This is a genomic window from Ruminococcus bicirculans (ex Wegman et al. 2014) (genome assembly GCF_000723465.1).
Classification (GTDB): domain Bacteria; phylum Bacillota; class Clostridia; order Oscillospirales; family Ruminococcaceae; genus Hominimerdicola; species Hominimerdicola aceti.
In genome coordinates this window covers 1,495,864-1,519,778 of record NZ_HF545616.1, presented here as the reverse complement: position 1 = coordinate 1,519,778, position 23,915 = coordinate 1,495,864, and the positions used below count along the sequence as shown (strand labels likewise).

The 23,915-nt window shown below is 41.4% G+C and carries 21 protein-coding genes; all 21 read right to left on the bottom strand.

Annotated features, from left to right (window positions below):
- Positions 1 to 4 precede the first annotated feature (4 nt).
- Positions 5 to 1,237 carry a DNA-processing protein DprA gene (locus RBI_RS06925; RefSeq protein WP_038671948.1) on the bottom strand — a complete coding sequence of 411 codons (1,233 nt, stop codon included), beginning with the start codon at positions 1,235 to 1,237 and terminating at the stop codon, positions 5 to 7.
- Complete coding sequence (locus RBI_RS06920; protein ID WP_038671946.1) at positions 1,230 to 2,051, bottom strand: TrmH family RNA methyltransferase; 822 nt, start codon at positions 2,049 to 2,051, stop codon at positions 1,230 to 1,232. The genes RBI_RS06925 and RBI_RS06920 overlap by 8 nt, the downstream gene beginning before the upstream one ends.
- 118 nt (positions 2,052 to 2,169) lie before the next feature.
- On the bottom strand, positions 2,170 to 2,523 hold the full coding sequence (rplT, locus tag RBI_RS06915) for a 50S ribosomal protein L20 (protein ID WP_022286868.1): 354 nt from the start codon (positions 2,521 to 2,523) through the stop codon (positions 2,170 to 2,172).
- 48 nt (positions 2,524 to 2,571) lie between these two features.
- Positions 2,572 to 2,769 (bottom strand): 50S ribosomal protein L35, encoded by a 198-nt coding sequence (rpmI, locus tag RBI_RS06910; protein WP_022286867.1) that lies wholly within the window; start codon positions 2,767 to 2,769, stop codon positions 2,572 to 2,574.
- Positions 2,770 to 2,791: 22 nt separating this feature from the next.
- Positions 2,792 to 3,346 (bottom strand): translation initiation factor IF-3, encoded by a 555-nt coding sequence (infC, locus tag RBI_RS06905; RefSeq protein WP_022286866.1) that lies wholly within the window; start codon positions 3,344 to 3,346, stop codon positions 2,792 to 2,794.
- Positions 3,347 to 3,557: 211 nt separating this feature from the next.
- Positions 3,558 to 7,268 (bottom strand): UvrD-helicase domain-containing protein, encoded by a 3,711-nt coding sequence (locus tag RBI_RS06900; RefSeq protein WP_038671944.1) that lies wholly within the window; start codon positions 7,266 to 7,268, stop codon positions 3,558 to 3,560.
- Positions 7,269 to 10,625 (bottom strand): PD-(D/E)XK nuclease family protein, encoded by a 3,357-nt coding sequence (locus RBI_RS06895; RefSeq protein ID WP_038671942.1) that lies wholly within the window; start codon positions 10,623 to 10,625, stop codon positions 7,269 to 7,271. It lies immediately after the preceding gene.
- 95 nt (positions 10,626 to 10,720) lie between these two features.
- Positions 10,721 to 10,957, bottom strand: coding sequence for a hypothetical protein (locus RBI_RS06890; protein WP_038671940.1), 237 nt, complete (start codon positions 10,955 to 10,957; stop codon positions 10,721 to 10,723).
- A 60-nt stretch (positions 10,958 to 11,017) separates the two neighbouring features.
- Positions 11,018 to 13,384 (bottom strand): homocysteine S-methyltransferase family protein, encoded by a 2,367-nt coding sequence (locus RBI_RS06885; protein ID WP_038671937.1) that lies wholly within the window; start codon positions 13,382 to 13,384, stop codon positions 11,018 to 11,020.
- Positions 13,374 to 14,045, bottom strand: a complete 672-nt coding sequence (locus tag RBI_RS06880; protein WP_038671936.1) for a vitamin B12 dependent-methionine synthase activation domain-containing protein — start codon at positions 14,043 to 14,045, stop codon at positions 13,374 to 13,376. Before RBI_RS06880 ends, RBI_RS06885 begins: the two co-directional genes overlap by 11 nt.
- Positions 14,046 to 14,152: 107 nt before the next feature.
- On the bottom strand, positions 14,153 to 15,823 hold the full coding sequence (gene recN, locus RBI_RS06875) for a DNA repair protein RecN (RefSeq protein ID WP_038671934.1): 1,671 nt from the start codon (positions 15,821 to 15,823) through the stop codon (positions 14,153 to 14,155).
- Positions 15,824 to 15,844: 21 nt separating this feature from the next.
- Positions 15,845 to 16,303, bottom strand: a complete 459-nt coding sequence (gene argR, locus RBI_RS06870; RefSeq protein ID WP_038671932.1) for an arginine repressor — start codon at positions 16,301 to 16,303, stop codon at positions 15,845 to 15,847.
- Complete coding sequence (locus RBI_RS06865; protein ID WP_038671930.1) at positions 16,300 to 17,175, bottom strand: NAD(+)/NADH kinase; 876 nt, start codon at positions 17,173 to 17,175, stop codon at positions 16,300 to 16,302. The genes argR and RBI_RS06865 overlap by 4 nt, the downstream gene beginning before the upstream one ends.
- Before the next feature lie 19 nt (positions 17,176 to 17,194).
- On the bottom strand, positions 17,195 to 18,001 hold the full coding sequence (locus RBI_RS06860) for a TlyA family RNA methyltransferase (protein WP_038671928.1): 807 nt from the start codon (positions 17,999 to 18,001) through the stop codon (positions 17,195 to 17,197).
- Positions 17,994 to 19,850: a 1-deoxy-D-xylulose-5-phosphate synthase gene (gene dxs, locus RBI_RS06855; protein WP_038671926.1), complete on the bottom strand. Its 1,857-nt coding sequence runs from the start codon at positions 19,848 to 19,850 to the stop codon at positions 17,994 to 17,996. The genes RBI_RS06860 and dxs overlap by 8 nt, the downstream gene beginning before the upstream one ends.
- 25 nt (positions 19,851 to 19,875) lie before the next feature.
- Entirely contained in the window at positions 19,876 to 20,769 is an 894-nt protein-coding gene (locus tag RBI_RS06850; RefSeq protein ID WP_051706588.1) for a polyprenyl synthetase family protein, read from the bottom strand.
- Positions 20,762 to 20,950 carry an exodeoxyribonuclease VII small subunit gene (gene xseB / locus RBI_RS06845; RefSeq protein WP_178086260.1) on the bottom strand — a complete coding sequence of 63 codons (189 nt, stop codon included), beginning with the start codon at positions 20,948 to 20,950 and terminating at the stop codon, positions 20,762 to 20,764. The genes RBI_RS06850 and xseB overlap by 8 nt, the downstream gene beginning before the upstream one ends.
- A 13-nt stretch (positions 20,951 to 20,963) precedes the next feature.
- Positions 20,964 to 22,157: an exodeoxyribonuclease VII large subunit gene (xseA, locus tag RBI_RS06840; protein ID WP_038671922.1), complete on the bottom strand. Its 1,194-nt coding sequence runs from the start codon at positions 22,155 to 22,157 to the stop codon at positions 20,964 to 20,966.
- Positions 22,154 to 23,095 carry a peptidase M22 gene (locus RBI_RS06835; RefSeq protein WP_022286852.1) on the bottom strand — a complete coding sequence of 314 codons (942 nt, stop codon included), beginning with the start codon at positions 23,093 to 23,095 and terminating at the stop codon, positions 22,154 to 22,156. The genes xseA and RBI_RS06835 overlap by 4 nt, the downstream gene beginning before the upstream one ends.
- Positions 23,092 to 23,505, bottom strand: coding sequence for a transcription antitermination factor NusB (gene nusB, locus RBI_RS06830; protein WP_242843630.1), 414 nt, complete (start codon positions 23,503 to 23,505; stop codon positions 23,092 to 23,094). The genes RBI_RS06835 and nusB overlap by 4 nt, the downstream gene beginning before the upstream one ends.
- Before the next feature lie 35 nt (positions 23,506 to 23,540).
- Positions 23,541 to 23,897 carry an Asp23/Gls24 family envelope stress response protein gene (locus RBI_RS06825; RefSeq protein ID WP_022286850.1) on the bottom strand — a complete coding sequence of 119 codons (357 nt, stop codon included), beginning with the start codon at positions 23,895 to 23,897 and terminating at the stop codon, positions 23,541 to 23,543.
- Positions 23,898 to 23,915: the final 18 nt, after the last annotated feature.

Sequence of the window (23,915 nt, the reverse complement as noted above, 5' to 3'; positions counted from 1 at the left end):
TATATTAAAGTCCAAACATTTTGCCCGGATATGACTTAACAGTGCCATAAAGTTCAAGCTCCGTTAGCTGTGCAAGCACATCAGAGATATCCATACCAAGCTTTGCGGCTATCTCGTCCGCAAGCATATTTCCGCTTTTTAACAGTTTGCAAATGCTCTTTTGTGTGTCATCAAGCCCTGACAGATCAGGCTCAGGTGTTGGCTTTACCACTTCTGTTTCAGAAACAGTCTTGCTGTCAGGCACTTTTCTTTTGCTTTTTCTGTGCTTCACTGTCTTAGGCTCGCCATTGTTAAGTATAGCAGAATCCTCAGCAGGAAGCGTGAACTCTCCCAGGCTTTCCACAAGTCTAAGAGATTGATACCTTTCATTGCCAAGCGAATACACTATATCCTCTGCGCCGAACACAGGTTGACACTCATTTCTTATGAGATCACGCTGTCCGAAATATCGGCTGTCATAGATATCATGTGGCGGTACTACAAATACCTGTTTTCCTTGAGATATGGCGTGATTGACATTATCAAGACCATGACTTTCCTTGCTACACTCAGTAAAAAGCACTGCATTTGAAAGTCCTGTAAGAATCCTATTGCGATTCACAAAAGCATTTCCAAATGGTTTATAACCCGGAAAATACTCTGATATTACTACTCCATTCTCAGCGATCTGTTTTTTTAGCTCGTTACTTCCCTTAGGGTAATCACAATCAAGAGCTATGCCACACACAGCTATAGGTCTACTATTATTTTCAATAGCTATCCTGTTAGCGATCTGATCTATACCGCCTGCAAACCCCGAAGCAAGCAGACAGTTTCTTCTTATAAGATCTGCGCAAATATGCTTCGTTATCTTTACAGAATATTCAGACGGCTCACGGGAGCCTACTACTGAAATAACGCATTTATCGTTTAAAAAGTCAAGGTTACCATAAGTATACAGAACAGCAGGTGGATTTGCGATCCGTTTAAGTCTGTCAGGATAGCCCTCACTTTCGTAACAATAAATATTTATGCCAAGCTCTTCACAGCGTTTTTTTATGATTTCTGCGTCTTTAAGACTATATTTTCCTATCCTCTGCAGCTCTTTATCATTAAGTCCGCTGACCATATGATCATCGAGTGCTGTCATGAACTCAACTATATCATCATAATTTGCAGAAACTTCCCATATACGTTTGCTCGATGGAGTGAAAATCAGAACCGCTCTTATCCACAATAAAAGTCTTTCTTTATCCATGACTGCCACCTCGAAACATTTCCCACAAAATGATTGTGCCTGCGCAAGCAGCATTAAGTGATTCTATGTTACCGTGCATAGAAATAGTCACACGATTTTTACAAATGTCTGAATGTTCTTTAGGCAAACCTTTGCCCTCGTTTCCTATTACAACAGCACACGGTCTATCAAAATCAAATTCTGTGATATTTTCACCGTTTCTGACAACTGCAGCATTTGTAATGATACCAAGCTCATCAAAAAGCGTTGCGACGTTCAGAAAACTATCCACTACAAAAATATCAAGTCTTGTAGTACTTCCCATAGCAGAACGAACCACCTTTGGGTTATACAGATCAACGCAATTATCTGTCATAACTACTCCACTAACGCCTACGGCATCGGCAGTTCTTAAAAGCGTACCCAAATTACCTGGGTCCTGTAAATTGTCAAGCACGAGATACTTCCCGTTTTTGTCAATATACTCAGCCACAAAAGGCAAATCGACCTTAAAAACGATCATATATATGCCCTGAGAGTTTCCTTCATCTGTCATCTTTTTCGCAAGCTCATCAGATATTTCAAAAACATCTTCAGGTCTTGTGCACGAGAAAAGGTTATCAGTTTTAAGTGTATTTTTATACTTAGTCAAGGCCGTTTGAGTATAGAAAACAGAATGAACTTTTATTCTTCCGCACACAGCTTCATAAGCGGTGTCAACGCAGTTTCTTGCACCTTCAACAGCAAACAATCCATGTTCTTCCCTAGCTTTTTTTGATGACAGAAGCTTTCTGAAAAGCTTCACTCTAGGGTTATCTTTACTATTAATATGCAAACTGCGTCACCTCTTATTCTGAAAATTTAATCATTTAGTTGCCAAATGCGTCATATATGGTGTTGCCTTAATATACAACAAAACACGCAGGTTACAAGAACGTGCGTGTTTTTGACTATTAAAGAGCAGCCTTCGCCTTTTCTGCGATTGCTGTGAAACCAGCAGGATCGCTGATAGCTATTTCGGAAAGCATCTTTCTGTTAAGATTGATACCAGCCTTGTTTACGCCGTTCATGAATGTTGAATAATTCATACCGTTCATTTTAGCAGCTGCTGAAATTCTTGTGATCCAAAGCTTTCTGAAATCTCTCTTCTTCTGCTTTCTTCCAATGTATGCATACTGACCTGACTTCATTACAGCCTGTTTAGCCATTTTGAAGTGCTTGCTCTTGGCACCAAAGTATCCCTTAGCAAGCTTCAGAGTCTTATTTCTTCTCTTACGAGTCATCATTGCTCCCTTTACACGAGCCATAGTTATTACCTCCTGAAATTTTTAAAATTTGTTTTCCCTACAACTCGTTTATTTGTAAGGGATAAGAGCCTTTACGTTCTTGATGTTGGTATCATCTGCATAAGCTGCACCACGCAGGATTCTCTTACGCTTGTGATCCTTCTGAGTAAGTCTGTGTCTTTTGTTTGTGTGCTGGAACTTAACCTTACCGCTACCGGTAACACTGAAACGCTTCTTAGCACCAGAATGTGTTTTGATCTTTGGCATTGTATTTATCCTCCTTATTATTTTACTTGTTTACTTTCGGAGAAACGAACATCACAAGACTGCGTCCCTCCATTTTTGATGGCTTGTCAACAACGCCGGCTTCAGAGATAGCGTCTTTGAATTTTGCAAGAAGTTCTTCACCGAACTGTGGATGAGCCAAAGTTCTTTTCTTGAACCTTACAGAAACTTTTATCTTATCTCCTCCGTTAAGGAATTTAACAGCCTGATTGACCTTTACATTAAAATCATGAGTATCGATCGTAGATGACATTCTAACTTCCTTGATCTCGATAACTTTCTGATTTTTCTTTGCTTCCTTCGCACGCTTTGTCTGTTCAAAACAGAACTTGCCATAATCCATGATACGGCATACAGGCGGAGTTGCCTGAGGAGCGATCTTTACAAGATCAAGATCTTTCTCAAATGCAATTTTAAGAGCCTCGTCAGCACTTAAAATACCAAGCTGATTTCCGTCAACGTCTATGACCCTGAGTTCTTTATCACGGATCTCTTCGTTGATCTGATGTTCCCTGTTGCTAATGACGCAGCACCTCCAAAAATAAAATAAAACGGGCACAGAACTGATCCGTACCCGCATAAAATCACATTGATATGCAAATTCATGTTGACCTTTTTACTACAGAGATCTGCGCTTAAGGTGAGAACGGACATTGTTCTGCTTTGTTTACCATGATATTATACTACACTTTTACCCACTTGTCAATACCTTTTCTCAAATTATTTCAAAAAAATATTATCAAAGTTCTCTATATGTCATTATATCACATTCAGAGCTTGATTTCAACCCCTTTTCTCAACCAGAATGAATAAATATAACAGCTTTTTATTTTCTCTCCGAGTATCATCTCAAATGATGCTTTATACAGTGCAAGCTGTGTTTTATAGCCCATGAGATGTGACAAATCATTAAATCTGTCAGTTTTATAATCAACGATAACATATCCGTCAGGCTCGTGGAAGATACAATCGGCGATACCTTGAAGCATACCACTGTTACCATTATATTCAGGAAGATTTTCACTTAAGTCAAGATCACTCATTGAAACAAGAAACTTCTTTTCACGCATCACATTATCGGAATTTTTCACACGCTCATAAAAATCAGATCTAAAGAATGCTTCAAGTGCTTCAACATAAACTCCGTCAGCTTCTTTCTGGCTGAAGTACCCCTGATTCACAAGACGTTCAAGCTCTGTTTTTACGCTTTCATGTGCCTTATCATAGTCCGATAACTCCATAAATTTGTGGGTAAAAGTTCCCTTTTCCGCTGCTGATAGTTTATCAAACTCATCATCAAGCCGTGGAAGACTAGGATAAAACTCAGGTTCGGTTTTCTCTGTCTGCTTCTCTTTTTCAGCCGCAGTTATCTCCGTAACAGTAAGCTTTGCTGGTGTAGATACTCCTGACCAGTCATACTCAAATGCAAATTTGTCAAGAAGATTTCTAAGCATTGTTTTGTCCGCTTCTATTTCGCTAATAGTTGTATCTTCTTCCTGTGTCGGCTCTGTATTTTCAATGCCGTATTCATTATATATTATCTCAGGCTCAGGGTATTCGTCCCCGCTGACAGCTATATTATCAGTACCAAGCCAAGATGTGAGTTGATCACCCGTGGAGTGAAGTGCAAGCGTGATTGTTATCCAATCAAGCATCGTTTCAGCGTCCGCCACAACATTTTCAAGAGAATCTCCCTGCTTTGAGTATATGTTTCTAAGCCTGTCAACTATTCCCACCTTACGTTCAATAACCTTCTCATATGTGGTATTGCTGTAAATAATCGGTGCATAGCTTACAAAAAGTCTTTCTTTTGCTCTTGTACATCCAACATAAAGCAGGCGGAGTTTTTCACTTTTTTCCTCTGCTTTTGATTCCTTTGAAAGCTTATCATAGTAAAGTGAAGTTTTTCTCATAAGTTTGCTGTTATCCATAAAACTGAAAGCAAAGCCCAGCTTGTTATGTGAACAGTAACCTTTGTCTTTCTTTATAAGCGGTATGTCAAGCTGACATAAAAATACAAATGGATATTCAAGACCTTTTGAAGCATGGTAGGTCTTTATGTAAACGGAATCTAAGCCCTCTGTTACCGTCATTGCCTGCTTAAAGGCTTTTTCATTTGAGGACACAGAGTCGATATATCTTAGAAAACCAGTTACGCCCTCCTGACTATTTTGCTCATAGGACGAAGCATATTCAAGAAGCAGACGAAGGTTTGCTCGCTTTTTATCAGAATCAAGATATAACGAAACGATCCCCATAAGGTCGGTCATGTCGTATATTTTTCTTATGAGCCGTTCAAGACCCATGCTCATTGAAAGATAACGCAGGGAATTAATAAGCTTATTAAGCTCTATGCACTTATCCTGCAATGTTTTATTATTAAAGCTTATATGGGTAGCTTCCTTTTCGTGGCTGTCCTCAGCAGAAGCTGACGCCGCTACCACCTGATAGATATGGTCTTTCAGTTTGCTGTTAGGCTTCTTTGACTTTTCTGTTACTGCCGCCATTTCATCAGGTGTAAATCCCATGATAGGCGACATCATGATAGCTGTCATTGCAATATCGTTCATAGGATTGTCAATTACCCTGAGCATATTCAGCACAAGTGTTATCTCTCTTGACTTCATGTATCCGTTTGTATCCTCAGAATATGCTTTCAGATCTACTTCTTCAAGGGCTTTTGCCATAAGGGTAATTTCATCATTCTTTTGAACAAGTATACAAAAATCTCCTGCACGGCACGGTCTTAGAGAGCCATGATCTTTGACTTCCTCACCGTTTTCAAGCATGTGCTTTATCTTTTGCGCTATTACTTTGTTCTCCACAGAATAGCCATTTGTCTTTTTGTAGTCCTTATCAAAAGGTATGAGCATTATTTCTGTAGGCTTGTTATTTTCATCATAAAGTTCACCGTATCGAAGTTCTTCATTTCTATCATAATCCACCTGACCTGTGTGCTGTGTCATAAGATAGTGAAACAGAAAATTTACAAAATCAACCACAGACTCACGACTTCTGAAATTCTTGCTTAGCAAGATAGCCTCGAGCTGTTCGCTGTTTTCAGGTGCGGAAGCGTCATTTCTCGTTTTGCAGAAAAGTTCAGGATTTGAGAGTCTGAAACGATATATAGCCTGCTTTATATCGCCAACCACAAAAACATTTTTGCCCATGATATCCAAGTTATCAGAATCAGAAAGCGAGCGGAAAACAAGCTCCTGAAGATTATTCACGTCCTGAAACTCGTCTATGAAAATAAGCTCATATAGCCTGTTTCTGCGAATTTCCTCGCAAAGCTCCGTGCGAACAGGTCCATTCTCGGTATCTTTTACAAGCAATTCTCTCGCCATTATCTCAACGTCAGAAAAAGTAACGCCATTTCGTTCAAGCTTCATTTCTTGTGAGATCTTGTCTATATCTTCGCATACCCTGCACAGAACAGTAAATATTCTGCCAGATTCAAGCATATTTTCCTTCATGATTAGTTTGGTGTTATTGAACATATCGGTTATTTTAGCTACGATATCTTTATATTTGTTTCTATATGATGCACAGAAGGCATAATTGTCCTTGAACCTAATGCGAATATCATCGTCAAGTGATGCATTGAAAGCCTTGTTCGTGGGAAATCTTTTTATGGTGCTGAATTTCCAATCTGACTTAGCAATAGTATCTATATCGCCGCTTTCAAGAAGCTTTCTTAACCTATGAAGAAGTTCTCTGTCACTGTCGGCAGTTTCATTCATTTTGATATGTTTTATAAAAGGTATGCCCTCTATCTCTTTACGGCAGGCATATTCTTCAAAAACCTCATACATTGAAAATGCTTCTTTCAGCTTTGTTTGAGCTACACATATATTATCTTTTATAAAGCTGTCAAAAATCTTATCATCAGTAAAGTTTTTATGTACCTCTGCTATCCAACGCTCAGGAAACGGCAGTGAACGCATGAATTTATAAAGATTGTCGGTAATTTCATTGAGAGTTTTATCCGCAAAAGCGTTTTTCAGCAGTTTGTAGCTTTCATAATCTTCTTCACAAAGCTTTTCATAGGCCTGCGTGATAGCTTCCTGCAAAATAAGGTTTTGCACACTGTCATCAAGTATATCAAGTCCGCCCTGAAAATCAAATTCATGGAGATTACTTTTCACAAGGTCAAGACAGAAAGAATTTATTGTAGATATCCTCGCAAGCTGGATAAGATTTTGCTGACTAAGCAACCACTTGTTTTCAGGGTCACGGCGAAGCTGTTCGTCAAAAGCACGGCTGAGTTTTTCTTTCATGCTTGAAGCGGCTTCTTTTGTGAATGTTACTGCAAGAAGTCTGTCGGCAGGTATTTTATTTTTTTCATCAGAAAGAAGTTGTATCATTCGTTCTATAAGCACTGTGGTTTTTCCACTTCCTGCCGCCGCTGAAACTATAATGCCCTTGCCACGGTCACTAATGGCTCTTTCCTGCTCTTTGGTCCATTTTGTATCAGCCAATTATTTTTTCTCCTTTCTGTCAGTTAGTTCTTCCATAAGTTTTTCTTCATAAACGCTGTCTTTCACGTCTGTAACGTCCTCTTGGTTTATCCTGCCGCAGATATCGTGAAAATCACAGTGCTTGCAGGCTTCCGCCACAGGTCTTGCCTGAATGTTTCCCTGGCAAAGCTGTTCACCAAATTGCGCCACTTTGCCTATAGCAAATTCTCTGAGCTTTGTAAAAAAGCCGTCTGGAATAGTGCCTGAAATGCCGTTGGTTTTAGAATATTTAAAAGGCGCATAGGCGTAATTTTCTTCTGAGCTGAAAGCTTCAGTGACAGCCTTTATATCCACGACTTTTCCTATAGGCTTGAAAGCGTTTAGCCGTGATCTGCTCTCGGCTTCTTCTACGTCAGCGTCGGCTGTCTGCTCGTATGTTTTAGGCTTGTTTCCTAGCGTGTAGTATACGATACCAGCCTGCTTCAATCCACCGTCTATATTCACTGGATTTTTGGTTTCAAGTAAAGCGGTAAGATACACGAACATCTGCAAATTAAGGCCATTGTAGAGCATTGAATATTTAAGGTCAATAGAGCCTGTTTTATAGTCGATTATTCTCACATATTTTTCACCGTTCTCGTCCTCGAAAACGTCAACTCTGTCGATAATTCCCGTAAGGATTATCTTATCTCTGCCGTTTACGTCTATGATAAGTCTGTCTTCTCCTTCGGACTTGTCTATTTTGTATTCCAAAAGCGCAGGTCTGAATTTTGAGTGAAGAAGCTCATTCTGCATAAAACGAATGATATGCAGGATATTGCTTTCCATACGCTCCTGTAAAAATACAAATGACGGAGATTTTCCGAACATTCCACCAAGGCTTTCCTTTATATATTCGGTAACGTTTTTGTGGATATACTCTTTTATCTCATCATCTGAGAGAGTAAGGAAAGCCTTGTCAAAGCCTGTGCCGTCATCATCTTTACGCATTATCTTTTCAAGAAGCTGATGAATGATAAGTCCCCTGTTAAGCCCGTCGATATCTGCCTTTCTGACAGTTTTAAGACCAAGACCATACTTGCAGAAATAATTGAACGGGCATTTATAATATGTATCAAGCTGAGTAGGCGAGACCTTTGCAGGCTGTTCTGACATGAAAAGTTTTTCTGCGGTCTTTTCTTCAAGCTTATAGTCACCGTTTTCATGAAGATTCTTTGTTCGCATAAGTTTCTCGGCATATTCCTGCGATAACCCCAACGCAGACCTAATTGCAGAAATTGTAGCGTTTTTATCGCGGGAATGTTCCATATATTTATAGTAAGCTGTCCTAAAAGAAGTGCAGTAAAAATCAAGCCCCATATCCTGAGCTTTGGTATTGATTTTGCCGAACATTCCGTTAAGCTCGGAAACAAGTGCAGAGGGGTGATGAGCTTCTCCTACAAGGTCAGATTCTGAATAAAGCACATAGAGCTTTTCGTCTGCAAGGGTAAAAGCGTTGTAGCACACAAGTTTCTCTGTCTGAAAAGATTTTCTTGCGCTGTGTGAGATATGAATATCGCTTCCCTCTAATATCATTTTTTCATTTTCTGTGATAAGTCCACCAGAGCTTAAAGACGCAGGAAATATGCCGTCGTTCACCTCAACAAGAAAGACAGCCTTTACGCCCTCAAGCCTTGAATGGCTCGGGTCGCATATTCTTACGCAGTCAAGTTTCTGCGGAGGACGTGAAACACTCATTTGCGAAAGCATGAGCTTGAAAAGCTCATAAAACTGTCTGAGGGAGATAACTTCGTCATTCATGCAGTCATAGACGGATTTGATAGCCGAAAGAACAGAGTTCCAAAGTTGTTTCAATCCTCTAGCCATTTCAAGCTGAGTTCCGTTATCCGAAGTTCCTGCCTTTTTTACTACAGAAAAGGTCTGCTGAGAAAGCTCAATGCTGCCAAGAAGATCATAAAGTCCACGGCACAGTTCCCCTGCTGTAACGTCTTTAACAAGTTTGCTTTTAAATGCTTCAAAAGGCTCGATTATCTTTCGTCTTGAGCAATTTATTTTTTCAAGCTGTTTTTCGCTAAGATCACCTGCAACAGTAAAATCACTGAGCCACATATCACCCTCAACGCTCCAGCGTATGCAATAGTCTTCCAGATTTGATATCTCGATATTCAGCATTGGAAAAAGTGGCGATTTTATGTATTTCAAAATATTGTCCGTGGAATACTTTCTTGAAAGCAAGCACTTGAAAAGCGAGTTCATATACCTCACCAGAGATGATGAAGAAACACTGTCACTGCAGTCTGAAAAATATGGTATCTCATATCTGTCAAACGTACCCTCAAAAACGGAAGCACAATCTTTAAGGTTTCTTGCAAGCAAAGCTATGTCACTGAATTTATAGCCTTTTTCTCTGACAAGCTCCCATATCTTTCCACTGACAAATTCACTTTCTTCGTAAATATCCGTTGCTGATATAACAGAAACATTTTCGCACTTTCCGACGTATGGCTTTTTGCAGGTGTTGTAAATCTCTTTGCTCACATATTCAAGTTCAGGGACTCTAAATGAGCTGTTACGACACTCTACCGTGTTGACCTTGTAATTATGATCAGCGGAAATATCTGTTATCTGTTGCAACGTTTTAAGAGTATCAGCAAAAGGGTGATTTGCATATCTTCTAATGCTTTCATTGTCGATACATAGAGAAAACGTTATACTCTTGCACTGTGCGATACAAGCGTCGAGCATTTTAAGCTCGTCAAAGGAAAAATCGTTGAAAGCGTCAACAAAAACTGTCATTCCACGGAAATATCCATTTTTCTTCACCTGATCCACACTTCTTGCCATTGCAGACAGTGTATCCTGCATTCCTGCTTTTTCAAGCTCATCCATGTAAAAATCATAAAGCCTTGAGATATCAAAAAGTTTCATGGCAAGAGAGCCGCTCTGCTTCTCAGCGGCAAGAGCTAGATCCTGTGGTGTTATTCCGCTTTCACGAAACTGGCTCACAAGTTCGTTAAGTTCGGCTAAGAAACTGCCCTTTTCAAGACTCTTTTTATAAAAGCGGATATCCTTGGTCTGCTTAAGACGTCTGACAGCCTTATACATAAGGATAGTGCGGACGTTATCATCGGCATTTTCTTTTGCCCTACCGCCATAAAGCTTCTCTGTGAACTCAGCGATACGGTTAAAGCCTGCAGTCTGTATGACGTTGAAATCTGCCGCACCAAGGTGTTCATACAGTTTTTTATCATATTCAAAAGAAAACTGATCTGGTATTATGACCATGACCTGCTCGCCGTTTTTTACAGCAGACTTGATCTTATCTATGAAAACTTTGTCACGTCCACTGTGAGAGCCACCGCTTATAACTGTTACCATTGAATGAGCCTCCGTTATGATTGATATTTATATAATAACACGGCAAGGCTCAAAAGTCAATCGTACTTTTGATACAAGTACAATTAAATGTACACTTAACTAAAAAGGCTTTTAATTATCTCGGCTATTTTAAAAGTAAACTTTATATCTTCCCTATTGCCGTCTATGACAGTTATACCACTGCCATTTTTATCGTTTTTTTCATCTGACATAACATTGCTCAAAACGAATGCTGCCCCAAGGTTTGATGAGGAAAAAGCAGCGGCTTTGATGCCTGCAGAGCTTACTGTAATGACAAATGAAATGATGATAGCTGTAACAAACTTTTTCATTAAAAATGGCCTCCCATAAATATCTGTTGTTCAGATTATGGGAGGTCATAGTTATTTTATTCAGTTTCCGAAAAATTTTCTTGCGATATCTACCGACTCTTTTGCGTCTTTTGCATAATAGTCAGCGCCTATCTGCTCTGCATAGTCAGCCGTTACCACCGCACCGCCTACTATTATCTTGCAGTCAACATTGTTTTCACGAAGAAGCTTAACCGTATTTTCCATGCTCACAAGAGTTGTTGTCATAAGCGCAGAAAGGCCGATAAGATGTACGTCATTTTCTATTGCACAATCAACTACTGTCTGATAGTCAACGTCCTTGCCAAGGTCAATAACGTCATAACCATAGTTTTCAAGAAGTACCTTTACAATGTTCTTGCCGATATCGTGGATATCGCCCTTTACTGTTGCAAGGATTATCTTGCCCTTAGAAACGCTTTTTTCACCCGTTGACAGAATGTAATTTTTTATTACCTCAAAGCAAGCCTGTGCAGTGCCTGCTGTCTGGATAAGCTGCGGCAGGAAAAGCTTGCCCTTTTCAAATTCTGCACCAGCCTTATCAAGTGCCGGGATAAGCATATCGTTGACAATGTTCATGGCTTCTGTTTCCTGCAAAAGCTTTGCAGTAAGGTCAGCTGCTTCTTTCTTCAGACCGTTTTCGATAGCATACGGCAAGTCTATCTCAGCTTTTGCGCCTGTTGCGGCAGGAGCAGTTTTTTTCTCGCCACCGTAGTGAGAAATAAAGTCAACAGAGTTTTTATCAATGTTTGTCAGAAGCTTGTAGGCACGAACAGTTGCCGTCATAGAATCAATATTAGGATTCATTATCGGCAGGTCAAGACCCTTTGTGAGCGCCATCATAAGAAAGTTGTGATTAACTATCTCTCTGCTAGGCAGACCAAAGCTGATATTCGATACACCGAGAACTGTTTTAAGTCCAAGCTCGTTCTTTACTCGCTCCACTGCATTTACTGTCTGCATAACATTTTCCTGCTCCGCAGAAGCGGTAAGAGTAAGACAATCTATATACACATCTTCTTTTCTAATGCCGTATTCAAGCGCCTTGTCAAGTATCTTTTTAGCAAGCTCAAATCTCTTGTCAGCACTCTTTGGTATGCCGTTTTCATCGAGAGTAAGACCTACCACAGCCGCACCATATTTCTTTACAAGAGGAAGAACATTTTCAATGGAGCTGTCCTCAGCGTTTACAGAATTGACGATAGGCTTGCCATTATAAGCCCTCAGAGCCGCTTCAAGCACCTCAGGTATAGTTGAATCCACCTGCAAAGGCACATCGACAACGCCCTGCAAAGACTTTACAGCCTTGACCATCATACTCTTTTCGTCAATTCCCGGCAGACCAACATTTACATCAAGAATATCCGCACCTGCGTGTATCTGCTCGATAGCCTGACCAAGAATATAGTCGATATCGTTTGCAAGCAGTGCTTCTTTAAAACGCTTCTTGCCAGTAGGATTGATACGCTCGCCGATTATTCTTGGCTGGTCTATAACTACAGTATGTGTCGGTGAACAGCAAGCGGCAGGGATATCATTATGCACGCTGACGTGCTTCTTGCCTTTGAGCATTTCAGCCAGCTTTTTGATATACTCAGGGTTAGTTCCACAGCAACCTCCAAGCACCTTAACTCCCAATGGGATAAGCTTTTCTGCAAACTCTGCAAAATCTTCAGGGGAACAGTTATATTCATTTGTAACAGGGTCAGGAAGTCCTGCATTAGGCTTTACTACAACAGGGAGATTTGTCCACTTGCAAAGCTCCTCCACAACAGGATAAAGCTCCTTTGGCCCTAATGAGCAGTTCACACCGATTGCGTCAACGCCCAGACCCTCCAAAGTCAAAGCCATGGAGCTTATGGCAACGCCCGTAAATGTACGCATATTTTCCTCAAAAGTCATTGTGCAGACTATAGGAAGATCGCTGTGTTCCTTTGCCGCAAGAACAGCCGCTTTAAGTTCATAGAGATCTGTCATTGTTTCAAAAACGATAAGGTCTGCGTCAGCTCCTGCAAGTATCTGCTCCTTATAAATATCGTAAGCTTCTTCAAAAGTGAGCGTTCCTGTTGGCTCTAGAAGCTGTCCGATAGGTCCGATATCAAGAGCAACAAGGGTATCAGTACCCTCACAGGCTTTTCTAGCATTTTTTATAGCCGCAGGGATAGCTTGCTGGACAGTATATCCGCACTTTTCAAGCTTGTGTCTGTTTGCACCGAAAGTGTTGGCGTAAACAATGTCTGAGCCTGCGTTTATATACTGGCGGTGTATGTCCACCAGCCAATCAGGCTTGTCTATGTTAAGGGCTTCAGGAGTGCCACCCATTTCAAGTCCCTTTGCCTGAAGCATCGTACCCATTGCTCCGTCAAGTATGACAAATTCTTTTGTTTTAAGTAATGTTCTAAAATCCACAATGATCTCCTCTTTTTCTGAATTGACAGACTTCCCTCATATTACAGCAGGCACAACCACGTCTGCCCTTTGATATTTCATTTTTTGACAATCCGATTATCGCCGTAACAGACTTCCTCGGCGTCAGTATATTATTTTCAGTTGCATTAAGCCCGATAAATTTCTGCGCATTGAGTACGTCAAGAAAAACTCTCTGAACGCTGATAGGCAGATCGCCATAACCAGGAGAAAACCTCCATGTCTGATTATATCCGCTGAGCTTTTCTTTCACAGTGTTGTCAACTATATCGCATACCTGCTCCACAGCCGCACTTGCAAGGCAATCCGCTATCATAGCTTTAGCCATATCCTCTGCTTCATAAGCACGAAGCTTTCTATCAACGCCCGAAGAAATAGTCGCTGCAAAAAGCACGCATTTACTGCACCCCTCAAGGTGTCTGCATATATCATTGCCGCCAAGAAACAACGGAGTACCGATGACCTCAACACCGTTCTCTTTATGAGCGACATCAAACACTCTGTACACAAATTTAGGCTCAATGACCTTCAAAAGCTCTTTTTCACATTCATCTATCAACAAAGCCGTGCGTTCGTCTGGCTTGTTATTGCCCATTCCCATATATCTCACGGCTTCTTTGACGTTTATATGTTCAAGTTTCAAATAATCACCTACCGATTGTTATTATACCACATTACTATGAATTTTACAACAATAAATAATAAATGTACGTTCACAAAAAAGTCCCCGTAATAATCAGGGACTTTGTGTTACATATTGTCAGCATCTTTAAGATACTGTTCAGCATTTTCAAGCATAAGCTCTGTGATATTTTCACCGCCCATTATCCTTGCTATCTCATACTTTCTCTGTTCATGATCGAGAGTTCTAACAGTTGTAACTGTCCTGTCGCCCTGTATATTTTTCTCAATAAGCAAATGATTATCCGCCATAACAGCCATTTGGGCAAGGTGGGTCACGCAAAGAACTTGCCTAAGGCGAGATATCTGTTTCAGCTTTATACCTATCTTCTGAGCCGCTCTGCCGCTTACTCCTGTGTCTATCTCGTCAAATATCAGCGTGCCGATACTGTCCTTTTCTGCAATTACGTTTTTCAGTGCAAGCATTATTCTTGAAAGCTCACCGCCTGAAGCGATCTTCGCAATAGGCTTTGGCTCTTCGCCCAGGTTTGCAGAAATAAGAAACTCTATGCTATCCATGCCATTTATGGTGAGCTTGCCTGTTTTCTGCTGAACCACCAGCTTGACCTTTGGCATATTGAGAAATTCAAGCTCCTCTGTTACCTGAGAAACAAACCGCTCTCCTGCTTTTTTTCTATGGTCTGAAAGTGCTTTGGCTTTCTTTGATACCTCCGCAAGAAGTCTTTCCTTTTCTTTATTAAGCTCGTCTAAGCTCTGCTCTGCTCCACTCAGTTCATCAAGCTCATTCTGTGAATTTTCAAGAGTAGTCAGTACATCATCAAGTTCAGGTCCGTATTTCTTCATGATACGTCTGAGTTCATCAGAACGCTGATTAAGGTAATCATAACGTTTCGGGTCGATATCGAGGCTGTCAAGAAGTGAGCCTATCTCCTCGGAAATATCCTCCATTTCAATAGCCGCAGAACTAAGTCTGTCATATATAGGCGATATCTCAGTCATTATATCGGTATATCCCTCAACCGATTTTGAAGCTCTCTGCGTCATCTCCACTGCACCATCTGTGTCATCATCGCCCGAAAGAAGTTGTTTTGCCATATAAAGAGCCTCAGAGATTGCAACAGCATTTTTAGAGATGTTAAGCTCTGCTTCTATCTCTTTATCCTCGCCTTCATGAATGTTTAGCGCATTTATCTCCTCGACAATATCAGCAAGCTCAGCCATGCGAAACTCTTTTTTGCTTTGCTCAGTTTTTATCTTGTTTATCTTCTTTGCAATGCTTTGAAGCTCTCTGAAAGAGCTGTGATAATCTTCTATAAGAGCTTCCGATTCGGCATAGCTGTCAAGTATCTCTATATGACGTTCAGGAGCCATGAGTATCTGATTGTCGTGCTGTCCATGGATAGTTACAAGCGTTTCTCCGATAGCTTTAAGTACAGAAACGTTCACCGCTCTCGAGTTGACTCTTGCAACGCTTCCACCATCTGAACGTATCTCACGGGTAAGGAAAAGCTGTCCGTCTTCTGCACTTATGCCAAGCTCATCTAGTACCTGCAAAACATTGTCCCCAATGTCAGTAAACAACGCTGAAATAACAGCCTTGTCCGTGCCTGTTCTCACAATATCCTTAGTGACACGCTGACCGAGGATAGCATTTATTCCATTTATAAGTATGGACTTACCTGCTCCCGTTTCGCCTGTGAAAACATTAAGCTTATTAGAAAAATCTATAGTTGCCTTTTCTATCACGGCAAGATTTTCAATATAAAGTTCACTTAACATTTTAGATCATTCCTCTGCTGTTTAAGAAATAATAAAGGATCTCAGTTCCTCTGCCATATGGGACGCATCTTTTTCTGTCCGCATAAGTATGAATATCGTGTCGTCACCTGCAAGCGTTCCCACAACATTGTCAAGCCCTAACTTGTCAAGCTTTGCACACACCGCCTGTGCCATGCCCGTATGACATTTCACAACAACAGTGTTAAGCGCATGATCCACTGACACAACCGCGTCTGAAATTATGCCAAAAATACCATTGTTTTGCTCTGCAATATCTTTTTTGAGTGCTGGCAGGCTGTATTTATAATTGCCGTCTGAACCAATGGTCTTTACCAGGGAAAGCTCTTTTATATCCCTTGAAACTGTTGCCTGAGTGACTTTCAGACCATGCCTTTTAAGCGCTTCACGAAGTTCCTCCTGAGTGCCGATATTTTCGTCTTTGACAATCTGCATTATCAAATTCTGACGCTGATTTTTCATATGCCGTCCTCCGCTGATTCCTTCAACGGCTGCATAAGCTTTTTGTTTATTGACGAGAAAAAGCTGCCGCCGCTTATATCTATGATTTCAACAAAATACTTTGACTTTGATACTATCACAGTGTCCTCTGACGAAAGTCTGAAAACATTATTACCGTCAACGCTGACGATTGCGTGAGAGCCACTGTTAGTGTGACACTTGACTTTCATAACGCTGTCCTCTGAAAGTATCATAGATCTTGCAAAAAGCGAGTGAGCACATATCTGTGTGAACTCTATACACTTCATTTCAGGTTCGATTATCGGTCCGCCTGCTGACATTGAATAGGCTGTTGAGCCTGTGGCTGTAGAAAGTATAACGCCGTCTGCACGAAGTGAAGAAATAAGTCTGCCGTTTTTTGACACCTCAAAATCGGCTATCTTACAATCGTCAGCTTTTGTTACTGCAACATCATTAAGCGCAGTATATGACTTATTTTCACTGCCACATTCGACATTTACGTTTAACATCATTCGGCGGCTGAGGGTATATTCTCCAGAAAAAAGCTTGTCCAGCAATTCAAGCTGTGAATGTTCAAGAGAGGCCATAAAACCGAGTCTGCCACAGTTTATGCCAAGTATAGGCTTCTCAAACTCACAGCCCTTAAGAGAGCATTTGAGTATCGTTCCGTCACCACCGATCGCAATAATCATATCACACTGCTTTACACACTCGTCTTCGCTACAGAAAGTTATATCGAGCTTTCCGAAAACGTGCTTATAGCATGTATCCATAAAAAGTTTTGCACCATTTTTATGCAGCCTTTCATATGTTGCGGTCGTATACTCAAAGCAATGAGTTTTATCAAGATTTGGATAAAGATAAATTTTCATAATATTACCACTCTTGTGTTTAGTCTTTGAAGCTATCAAAAGCTTCGTTCACAAATTCTTTTATATTGAGCTGACCAAGCTTGTCAGCCGTCATGTCAGCGTTTTTAAGTAGAATAAGATATTCAAGATTACCGTCGCCGCCCTTAACAGGGGAAATTGTTATCTTTTCAGCCGCAAGCCCCTCTGCTCGAAAACAGCCAAGAAGCTCGGTTATCACTCTCACATGGTCTTTACGATCTTTGACGATACCCTTTTTATTGAGAGCCTGCTTGCCAGCCTCAAACTGAGGTTTTATAAGAAGAACCATTTCGCCGCCATCGCAAAGACAATCGCAAAGGGATTTTATAACAAGTTTTAGAGAAATAAACGAAAGGTCACCACTTATGAAATGCACAGGTCTGTCAAAAAAATCCGCTGTCAGATATCGTGCATTCACGCCCTCACAGTTTTTCACCCTGCTGTCATTGCACAAACTTTCATCAAGCTGTCCGTGACCCACGTCCACCGCATAGACAAATTCTGCGCCATGTTCAAGCATACACTGAGTAAATCCCCCGGTTGAAGCACCGATATCTGCGCAGACTTTACCTGTCAAGTCAAGCCCGAAAACATCGCAGGCGTGTTCAAGCTTAAGCCCGCCCCTGCCGACAAACTTCATATCGTCAGGTCTACACTTCACCCCGTCGTTCTCATCAACCAATATAGAAGGCTTGACGCAGACCTTGCCGTTTACCGACACAAATCCATTTTTTATAAGCTGCTTGGCACGTTCTCGGCTTTTTACGCCGCAGTTCGTAACTATATACACATCAAGTCTTTCACTCATCTTTCAAAAAGCCCTCAACTGTATCAGCCATTTTCTCTGCTGAAAAACCAAGCTCGTCAAGTAGCACATCACATTTTCCGTGCTTCACGAAACCGTCAATAGCAAACTGTGCCACATTTGGGCAGATAGAAGCATACTTCTCTGAAATACTTCCACAGTAATAAGCTTCCTCAAAGAACAGCACAGCATCGTAGGCTGACATTATATCAACCACCTCATTGTCTATAGGGAAAATATTCACGAGCTTAATAACATCGCACTTTATATCACGATTTCTGAGTATTTCTATAGCTGTAAAAAGATCATTTGCAAGCCTGCCGTATGTAACAAGCAGAACCTTTGCGCCCTCTATATGACGATAAACGTAAGTTGAAACAGGATCAGATGTATCATACAGCGATTGATCCCTGCCCCTTGGATATCTCACAGCACAAATGCCACTGTCGTCCTCAACAGCCTTATGCAGGCACAGTCTGAGTTCGTCATAATTAGACGGAGAATATATCCTCATATTTGGCACAGAGGTAAGAAAAGAAACATCAAAAATTCCCTGATGTGTTTCACCATCATCACCGACTATACCTGCGCGGTCAACGCATATAACTGCATGACAGCCTCCTATAGCCATATCATGGATAAGTTGGTCGTATGACCTTTGCAAAAACGATGAGTACACCGCAAAAACAGGTACATAGTTCATAGAAGCAAGCCCAGCACAGAAAGTAACTGCGTGTTCTTCGGCAATGCCTACATCAAAGAAGCGTTCAGGAAAACGCTTCGCAAAATACTGAAGCCCCGTACCGTATTTCATTGCCGCAGTGACTGCACAAAGACGCTTATTCTTTTCTCCCATTTCACAAAGCTCTTTTCCCATTATAGAAGAAAAGCTGTCAGAAAGTACGACGTCAGGATTGCCCGTTTTTATCTCAAAGGAGCCGACCCCGTGAAACTCTCCCGGGTTAGCTTCTGCAGGAGCATAGCCCTTGCCTTTTATAGTATTCACATGAACAAAAACAGGCTTGTTTACTGCCTTTGCAGCCATAAGTCCCTGTTCAAGTTCTTCAAGATTGTGTCCGTCGATAGGTCCAATATAGTGAAAGCCAAGATCTTCAAACATGGTGCTGTGAAGTATCATGTTCTTGACCGCATTTTTGGAGTTACGAACGGCATTTTTCACAGGTTTACCTATAACAGGCGTCTTATCAAGTATTCTCTCTACTTTGCCCTTTGTACGCTGATAGCTCTCTTTTGTACGCATGGAGGAAAGATATTTTGCCATTCCGCCAACATTTTTTGAGATAGACATTTCATTGTAGTTGAGGATAACGATGATATTTGTATCACTTTTGCCTGCATTGTTAAGTCCCTCGTAAAGCTCGCCACCTGTTGAAGCACCGTCACCGACTACAGCTATAGCATGGTGAGTTTTATCACCACTCAGCTTCATTGCTGTGGCGATCCCAAGCGCCGCAGAAACAGACGTAGAGCTGTGACCGCTTATAAAAGCGTCATGCACTGACTCGTCAGGTCTGCAAAAACCCGAAATACCGTTTTCCTGTCTGAGAGTTTTAAACTCTTTGAGTCTACCCGTAAGTATTTTATGTGTATATGCCTGATGACCAACGTCCCAGACGATTTTATCTTTAGGTGATTCAAAAACTCTGTGGATAGCCATTGTAAGCTCCACAGTACCAAGATTTGACGCAAGATGACCGCCGTTTTTTGAAACCGTATCTATAAGAATTTTCCTTATATCACCGCAAAGCTCCTCACACTGTGCAGTGGAAAGCTTTTTCAGGTCGGCAGGCAAATTCATTTTATAAATATCAGGCTTTTTTATTTCCGACATTATATCTAGATCTCCAATCTTTTTATCAACTTCTTCTTGTAAGCATATCAGATGTAAGCTCTGTGAGGAAAACGCTGTCCTCAAAATATTTAAGATGACCCAGTGCTTGAACTGTCAGTTGTTTTGCTATCTGTTCTGACTTGTCAAGTCCAAGGAGGGATACATATGTGTTTTTATGCTGTTCGCTGTCACTGCCGATAGGCTTGCCAAGCTCCTCAAAAGTGCCTGTTACATCAAGGATATCGTCAACTATCTGAAATGCTCTGCCCATTGCCTGAGCATAGTCTGCCGCAAAGGGGATAGCCTCAAGCTTATCGCCGAGAATAACGCCCATTACACAAGCGGCTTCAATAAGTGCGCCTGTTTTGCAGGTCTGCAAAATATTCAGTGTATCAACATCTATTTCTTTATTTTCATATTTAAGGTCTATCACCTGACCGCCTATCATGCCGTCAGTGCCTACTGCTCTTGCCAGAACAGAGATAAGCATAACGGCCTTGTCGGCAGATATAACGCCGTTCATGGCACTGTTGGCTATGACCTCAAAAGCAAGGGTATTCAGTGCATCACCTGCAAGGAGTGCGATATTTTCAGGAAAAGCTTTATGACATGAGGGCTTTCCACGTCTGTAATCATCATCGTCCATACAAGGCAGATCGTCGTGTATAAGAGAAAAAGTGTGTATGAGTTCAATAGAACAAGCTATCTCTGCATACTTCTCAGGCTGACGCTCGCCACACATACGGCAAAATTCAAGCATAAGCACAGGTCTGAGCCTTTTGCCACCTGCCTGCAAAGAATACTCCATAGCCTCAACTACCTGACCCTGAAGCTCAGGCTTTGAGCGGGTAAGCTCCAGCAGTTTATTATCTATAAGCTCCACATAATAATCAAGTGTGGCTTTGTTCATATCATTCATCGCTATTATCTCCGTTCATAGCCTTTACGGAAAGCTTTGCACTTTCAAGGCTTTTTTTGCAGTCGACCGACAGATCTATCCCCTCTTTATAAAGTGCCAAAGCTTTCTCAAGATGAAGCTTGTCATTTTCAAGCTGACCAACTATATCGTTAAGTCTTGTAAGATTTTCTTCAAAAGTCATTTTAAACAGCCTTTCATTTGACAAATGTTATTTTAGCAGATACACTGCCGTCTGACAGCTTTATGTTTACATCGTCGCCAACGTTCAGCATTGATACACTGTCGACAACGCTTTCGTCTTTCTGAACGATAGCATATCCCCTGCCCAGAATATTGAACGGACTAAGCATATTCAGAGAAGAAACATAGCCGTCAAGCTTAACTGACAGCTTTTCAAGCCTGCGTTCCATGATCTGCGACAGCCTTTTTTCAATGTCGCACACTGCTTTTTCGCTCTGCTCTAATCTCTTTTCAGGAGAGTATAATTTCAAAAGCTTATCACAGCTTTCTATCTGTGACACAGCCTTATCAAGTTTAAGCTCCATAGCCTTGTCAAGCTTTTGCCTTAAAAGCCTCACAGCATTAAGTATATCCGCCTTGTCAGGGGTAGCAATCTCAGCCGCCGCTGACGGAGTTGGCGCACGCATATCTGCGGCATAGTCTGCAAGGGTGGTGTCAGTTTCGTGACCTACAGCCGATATCACAGGTGTATTGCAGGCGTAAACAGCCAGTGCCACCGCCTCGTCATTGAACACCATAAGATCCTCGCTAGAGCCACCGCCACGAGCTAAGATTATGGTATCTGCACCGCTTTTATCAGCCGCTGAAAGTGCTTTGCATATAGTTTGTGCTGCCGCCGAACCCTGCATCTGCGCAGGATAAACTTCGATATTGCACACAGGATAACGCCTTTCAGCTATATGGATTATATCCTGCAAAGCCGCCGCAGTAAGCGACGTAACAACAGCTATCTTCTTTGGAACAAGGGGTATTTTCTTTTTTTTGTTCACATCAAATACGCCCATTTTTTCAAGCTTTTTCTTGGTCTGTTCAAGCTGAACGTGCATATCACCGACTCCAAGAGGTGCTATCTCCGTAGCTATTATCTGATAAACACCGTCACGCTCATAGACCTCTATATTGCCCATAACAAGCACGCTCATGCCGTCCTCAGGCACGAATTTAAGCCTTGAAACACTGCTTGAAAACATAACAGCTTTAAGTGCAGAACTGCTGTCCTTTACTGTAAAATAGGCATGACCTGATTTGTAATGTATATTAAAATTGGATATCTCACCCTTGACGGCAATGCCTTTCAGCTTAAGGTCAGACCGCAGTTTTGAAGCAAGATATCTGTTTAGCTGAGAAACAGTGATAACTGAACTCATATTTTGATCTTCCCTTTCCTGATCGCAGCATAGACCGCAACGCCCACTGCGTTATCACTTGAAAACTCAGGTTCAGCAAAGCTGCCGTACTTTTCAAGCTTGCTTTTTATAAAGCGATTAGACATCACACCGCCTGCATATATAATAGGTATATCCTTATACTCATGGCGAAGATTAACTGTCATTTTCTCCACCGCAAGGCACACACAATCAATACAGTATGCCGCAACATCAGCCACGGAACAGCTCTCGTCTATAAGCTTCATGCACTGATTTTCTATTCCGGAAAGTGAACAATAAAGCCCATCAACTGATGCTTTTGGCTTTATTTTATGTTCGCTTTCAGACGCAAGCCTTTCAAGCTCTTTACCACATGGAAAAGACAGCCCAAGCCTTACGCCTGTTCTGTCTATGGCTTGTCCGCCTTTAAGATCACGGCTTCCGCCGATCTGAGTTATATTTATCAACTTAGCCTTGTCAGGCTCGCACAAAAGAAGATCTGTAGTGCCACCACTGACGTGAAAAGCCGCAAAAGGCTTATCAGAACTGAGCATATCCAGCTTTCCGCAGGAATAAAGTGCCGCAAGTATATGTCCCACCTGATGCGAAGTCTTTTCAAGGTCAGCTCCACAGGCAAGTGACACAGCTTGTGCAACATTTTCTCCAACAAGAAAGCAAGGCATATACGAACCCTCTGCACACCTTGGTGCATAAGAATACCCAACTGCACTTAAATCATACCTTTTATCAAAAAGCTGTTTCATAAGTTCTGGAAGCTGTTTCGTATGGTGAAACACAGCGTCGGATTGTCTTAGCCCTCGCTCTCCCTGCTTGACAGGAAGAAGTTTTTTGCATGACCTGATGCTCATATCCGCAGTATCAAGCAGTGCACATGAAGTGGTATAATTGCTTGTGTCTATTCCGAGTACAAAACTCACTGCTTTTCCTCTTGTTCCTTTGCAAATGAGCCAAGCACACCGTTTACAAATGAAACGTCAGGCTCGAGGGCATATTTTCCTGCAAGAGCCACAGCCTCGCTTATGGCAACGTTCACAGGAACGTTCTCCTCATATATTGCCTCGTAAATAGCAAGTCTGAGTATTGCAAGATTTATCTTAGGTATTCTTTCAACAGTTCTCTTGTTGCTGAACTTGCTGATTATGCTGTCGATCTCGTCCTGCTTTTCGCAAACATTTTCCACAAGCTTTTTAACTTCATCATTTACAATGATCTCGTTCACTTCCATGGCAGACATGAAAATATCGTCAAGCTCCTCGTCCTGTCTAAACATTTTCTCAAATATCAGCAAAAATGCTGATTCTCTTATTTCACGCCTTTTAATTGGCACAAAAACACTTCCTTCATCTTATATTTGTCTGAATCCTATTCCTTTTCCGAAAGGTCAACTCCGCATATGGTCACATTTACCTTTGCAACTGTAAGTCCAAGCATATTCTGAACTGCACTTTTTACTTTATCCTGTATCTCCTCGGCAACGGAAACCGCCTTAGCTCCACGGCAAAGTATTATACCTATAGACACTGACAGCACATCGTCAACAAGGCCTATCCTGATATTGCCGAAATTCTCCTGTCTAAACCAGAGCTGACGTGGAGTCTTCATAACAGGAGCGATACCATAAACGCCCTCTATCTCATTAACAGAGTTTGTAACGATCTGCGCTATTACGTCCTGACTTATGTGCAGGCTTTTTTCTACTTTCTTTGAAACATCATTCATATTTATCCAAGCCTCCCT

What these genes read in the sequence shown, in the direction of transcription:
- xseB (WP_178086260.1), bottom strand. Translation starts at nt 20,950, where the DNA reads ATGACTTTTGAAGAAAATCTTACAAGACTTAACGATATAGTTGGTCAG.
- RBI_RS06860 (WP_038671928.1), bottom strand. Translation starts at nt 18,001, where the DNA reads ATGAGTGAAAGACTTGATGTGTATATAGTTACGAACTGCGGCGTAAAA.
- dxs (WP_038671926.1), bottom strand. Translation starts at nt 19,850, where the DNA reads ATGTCGGAAATAAAAAAGCCTGATATTTATAAAATGAATTTGCCTGCC.
- RBI_RS06890 (WP_038671940.1), bottom strand. Translation starts at nt 10,957, where the DNA reads ATGAAAAAGTTTGTTACAGCTATCATCATTTCATTTGTCATTACAGTA.
- xseA (WP_038671922.1), bottom strand. Translation starts at nt 22,157, where the DNA reads ATGAGTTCAGTTATCACTGTTTCTCAGCTAAACAGATATCTTGCTTCA.
- RBI_RS06865 (WP_038671930.1), bottom strand. Translation starts at nt 17,175, where the DNA reads ATGAAAATTTATCTTTATCCAAATCTTGATAAAACTCATTGCTTTGAG.
- RBI_RS06850 (WP_051706588.1), bottom strand. Translation starts at nt 20,769, where the DNA reads ATGAATGATATGAACAAAGCCACACTTGATTATTATGTGGAGCTTATA.
- RBI_RS06895 (WP_038671942.1), bottom strand. Translation starts at nt 10,625, where the DNA reads ATGGTAACAGTTATAAGCGGTGGCTCTCACAGTGGACGTGACAAAGTT.
- argR (WP_038671932.1), bottom strand. Translation starts at nt 16,303, where the DNA reads ATGAAAAATCAGCGTCAGAATTTGATAATGCAGATTGTCAAAGACGAA.
- rplT (WP_022286868.1), bottom strand. Translation starts at nt 2,523, where the DNA reads ATGGCTCGTGTAAAGGGAGCAATGATGACTCGTAAGAGAAGAAATAAG.
- RBI_RS06925 (WP_038671948.1), bottom strand. Translation starts at nt 1,237, where the DNA reads ATGGATAAAGAAAGACTTTTATTGTGGATAAGAGCGGTTCTGATTTTC.
- rpmI (WP_022286867.1), bottom strand. Translation starts at nt 2,769, where the DNA reads ATGCCAAAGATCAAAACACATTCTGGTGCTAAGAAGCGTTTCAGTGTT.
- recN (WP_038671934.1), bottom strand. Translation starts at nt 15,823, where the DNA reads ATGTTAAGTGAACTTTATATTGAAAATCTTGCCGTGATAGAAAAGGCA.
- RBI_RS06825 (WP_022286850.1), bottom strand. Translation starts at nt 23,897, where the DNA reads ATGAATGATGTTTCAAAGAAAGTAGAAAAAAGCCTGCACATAAGTCAG.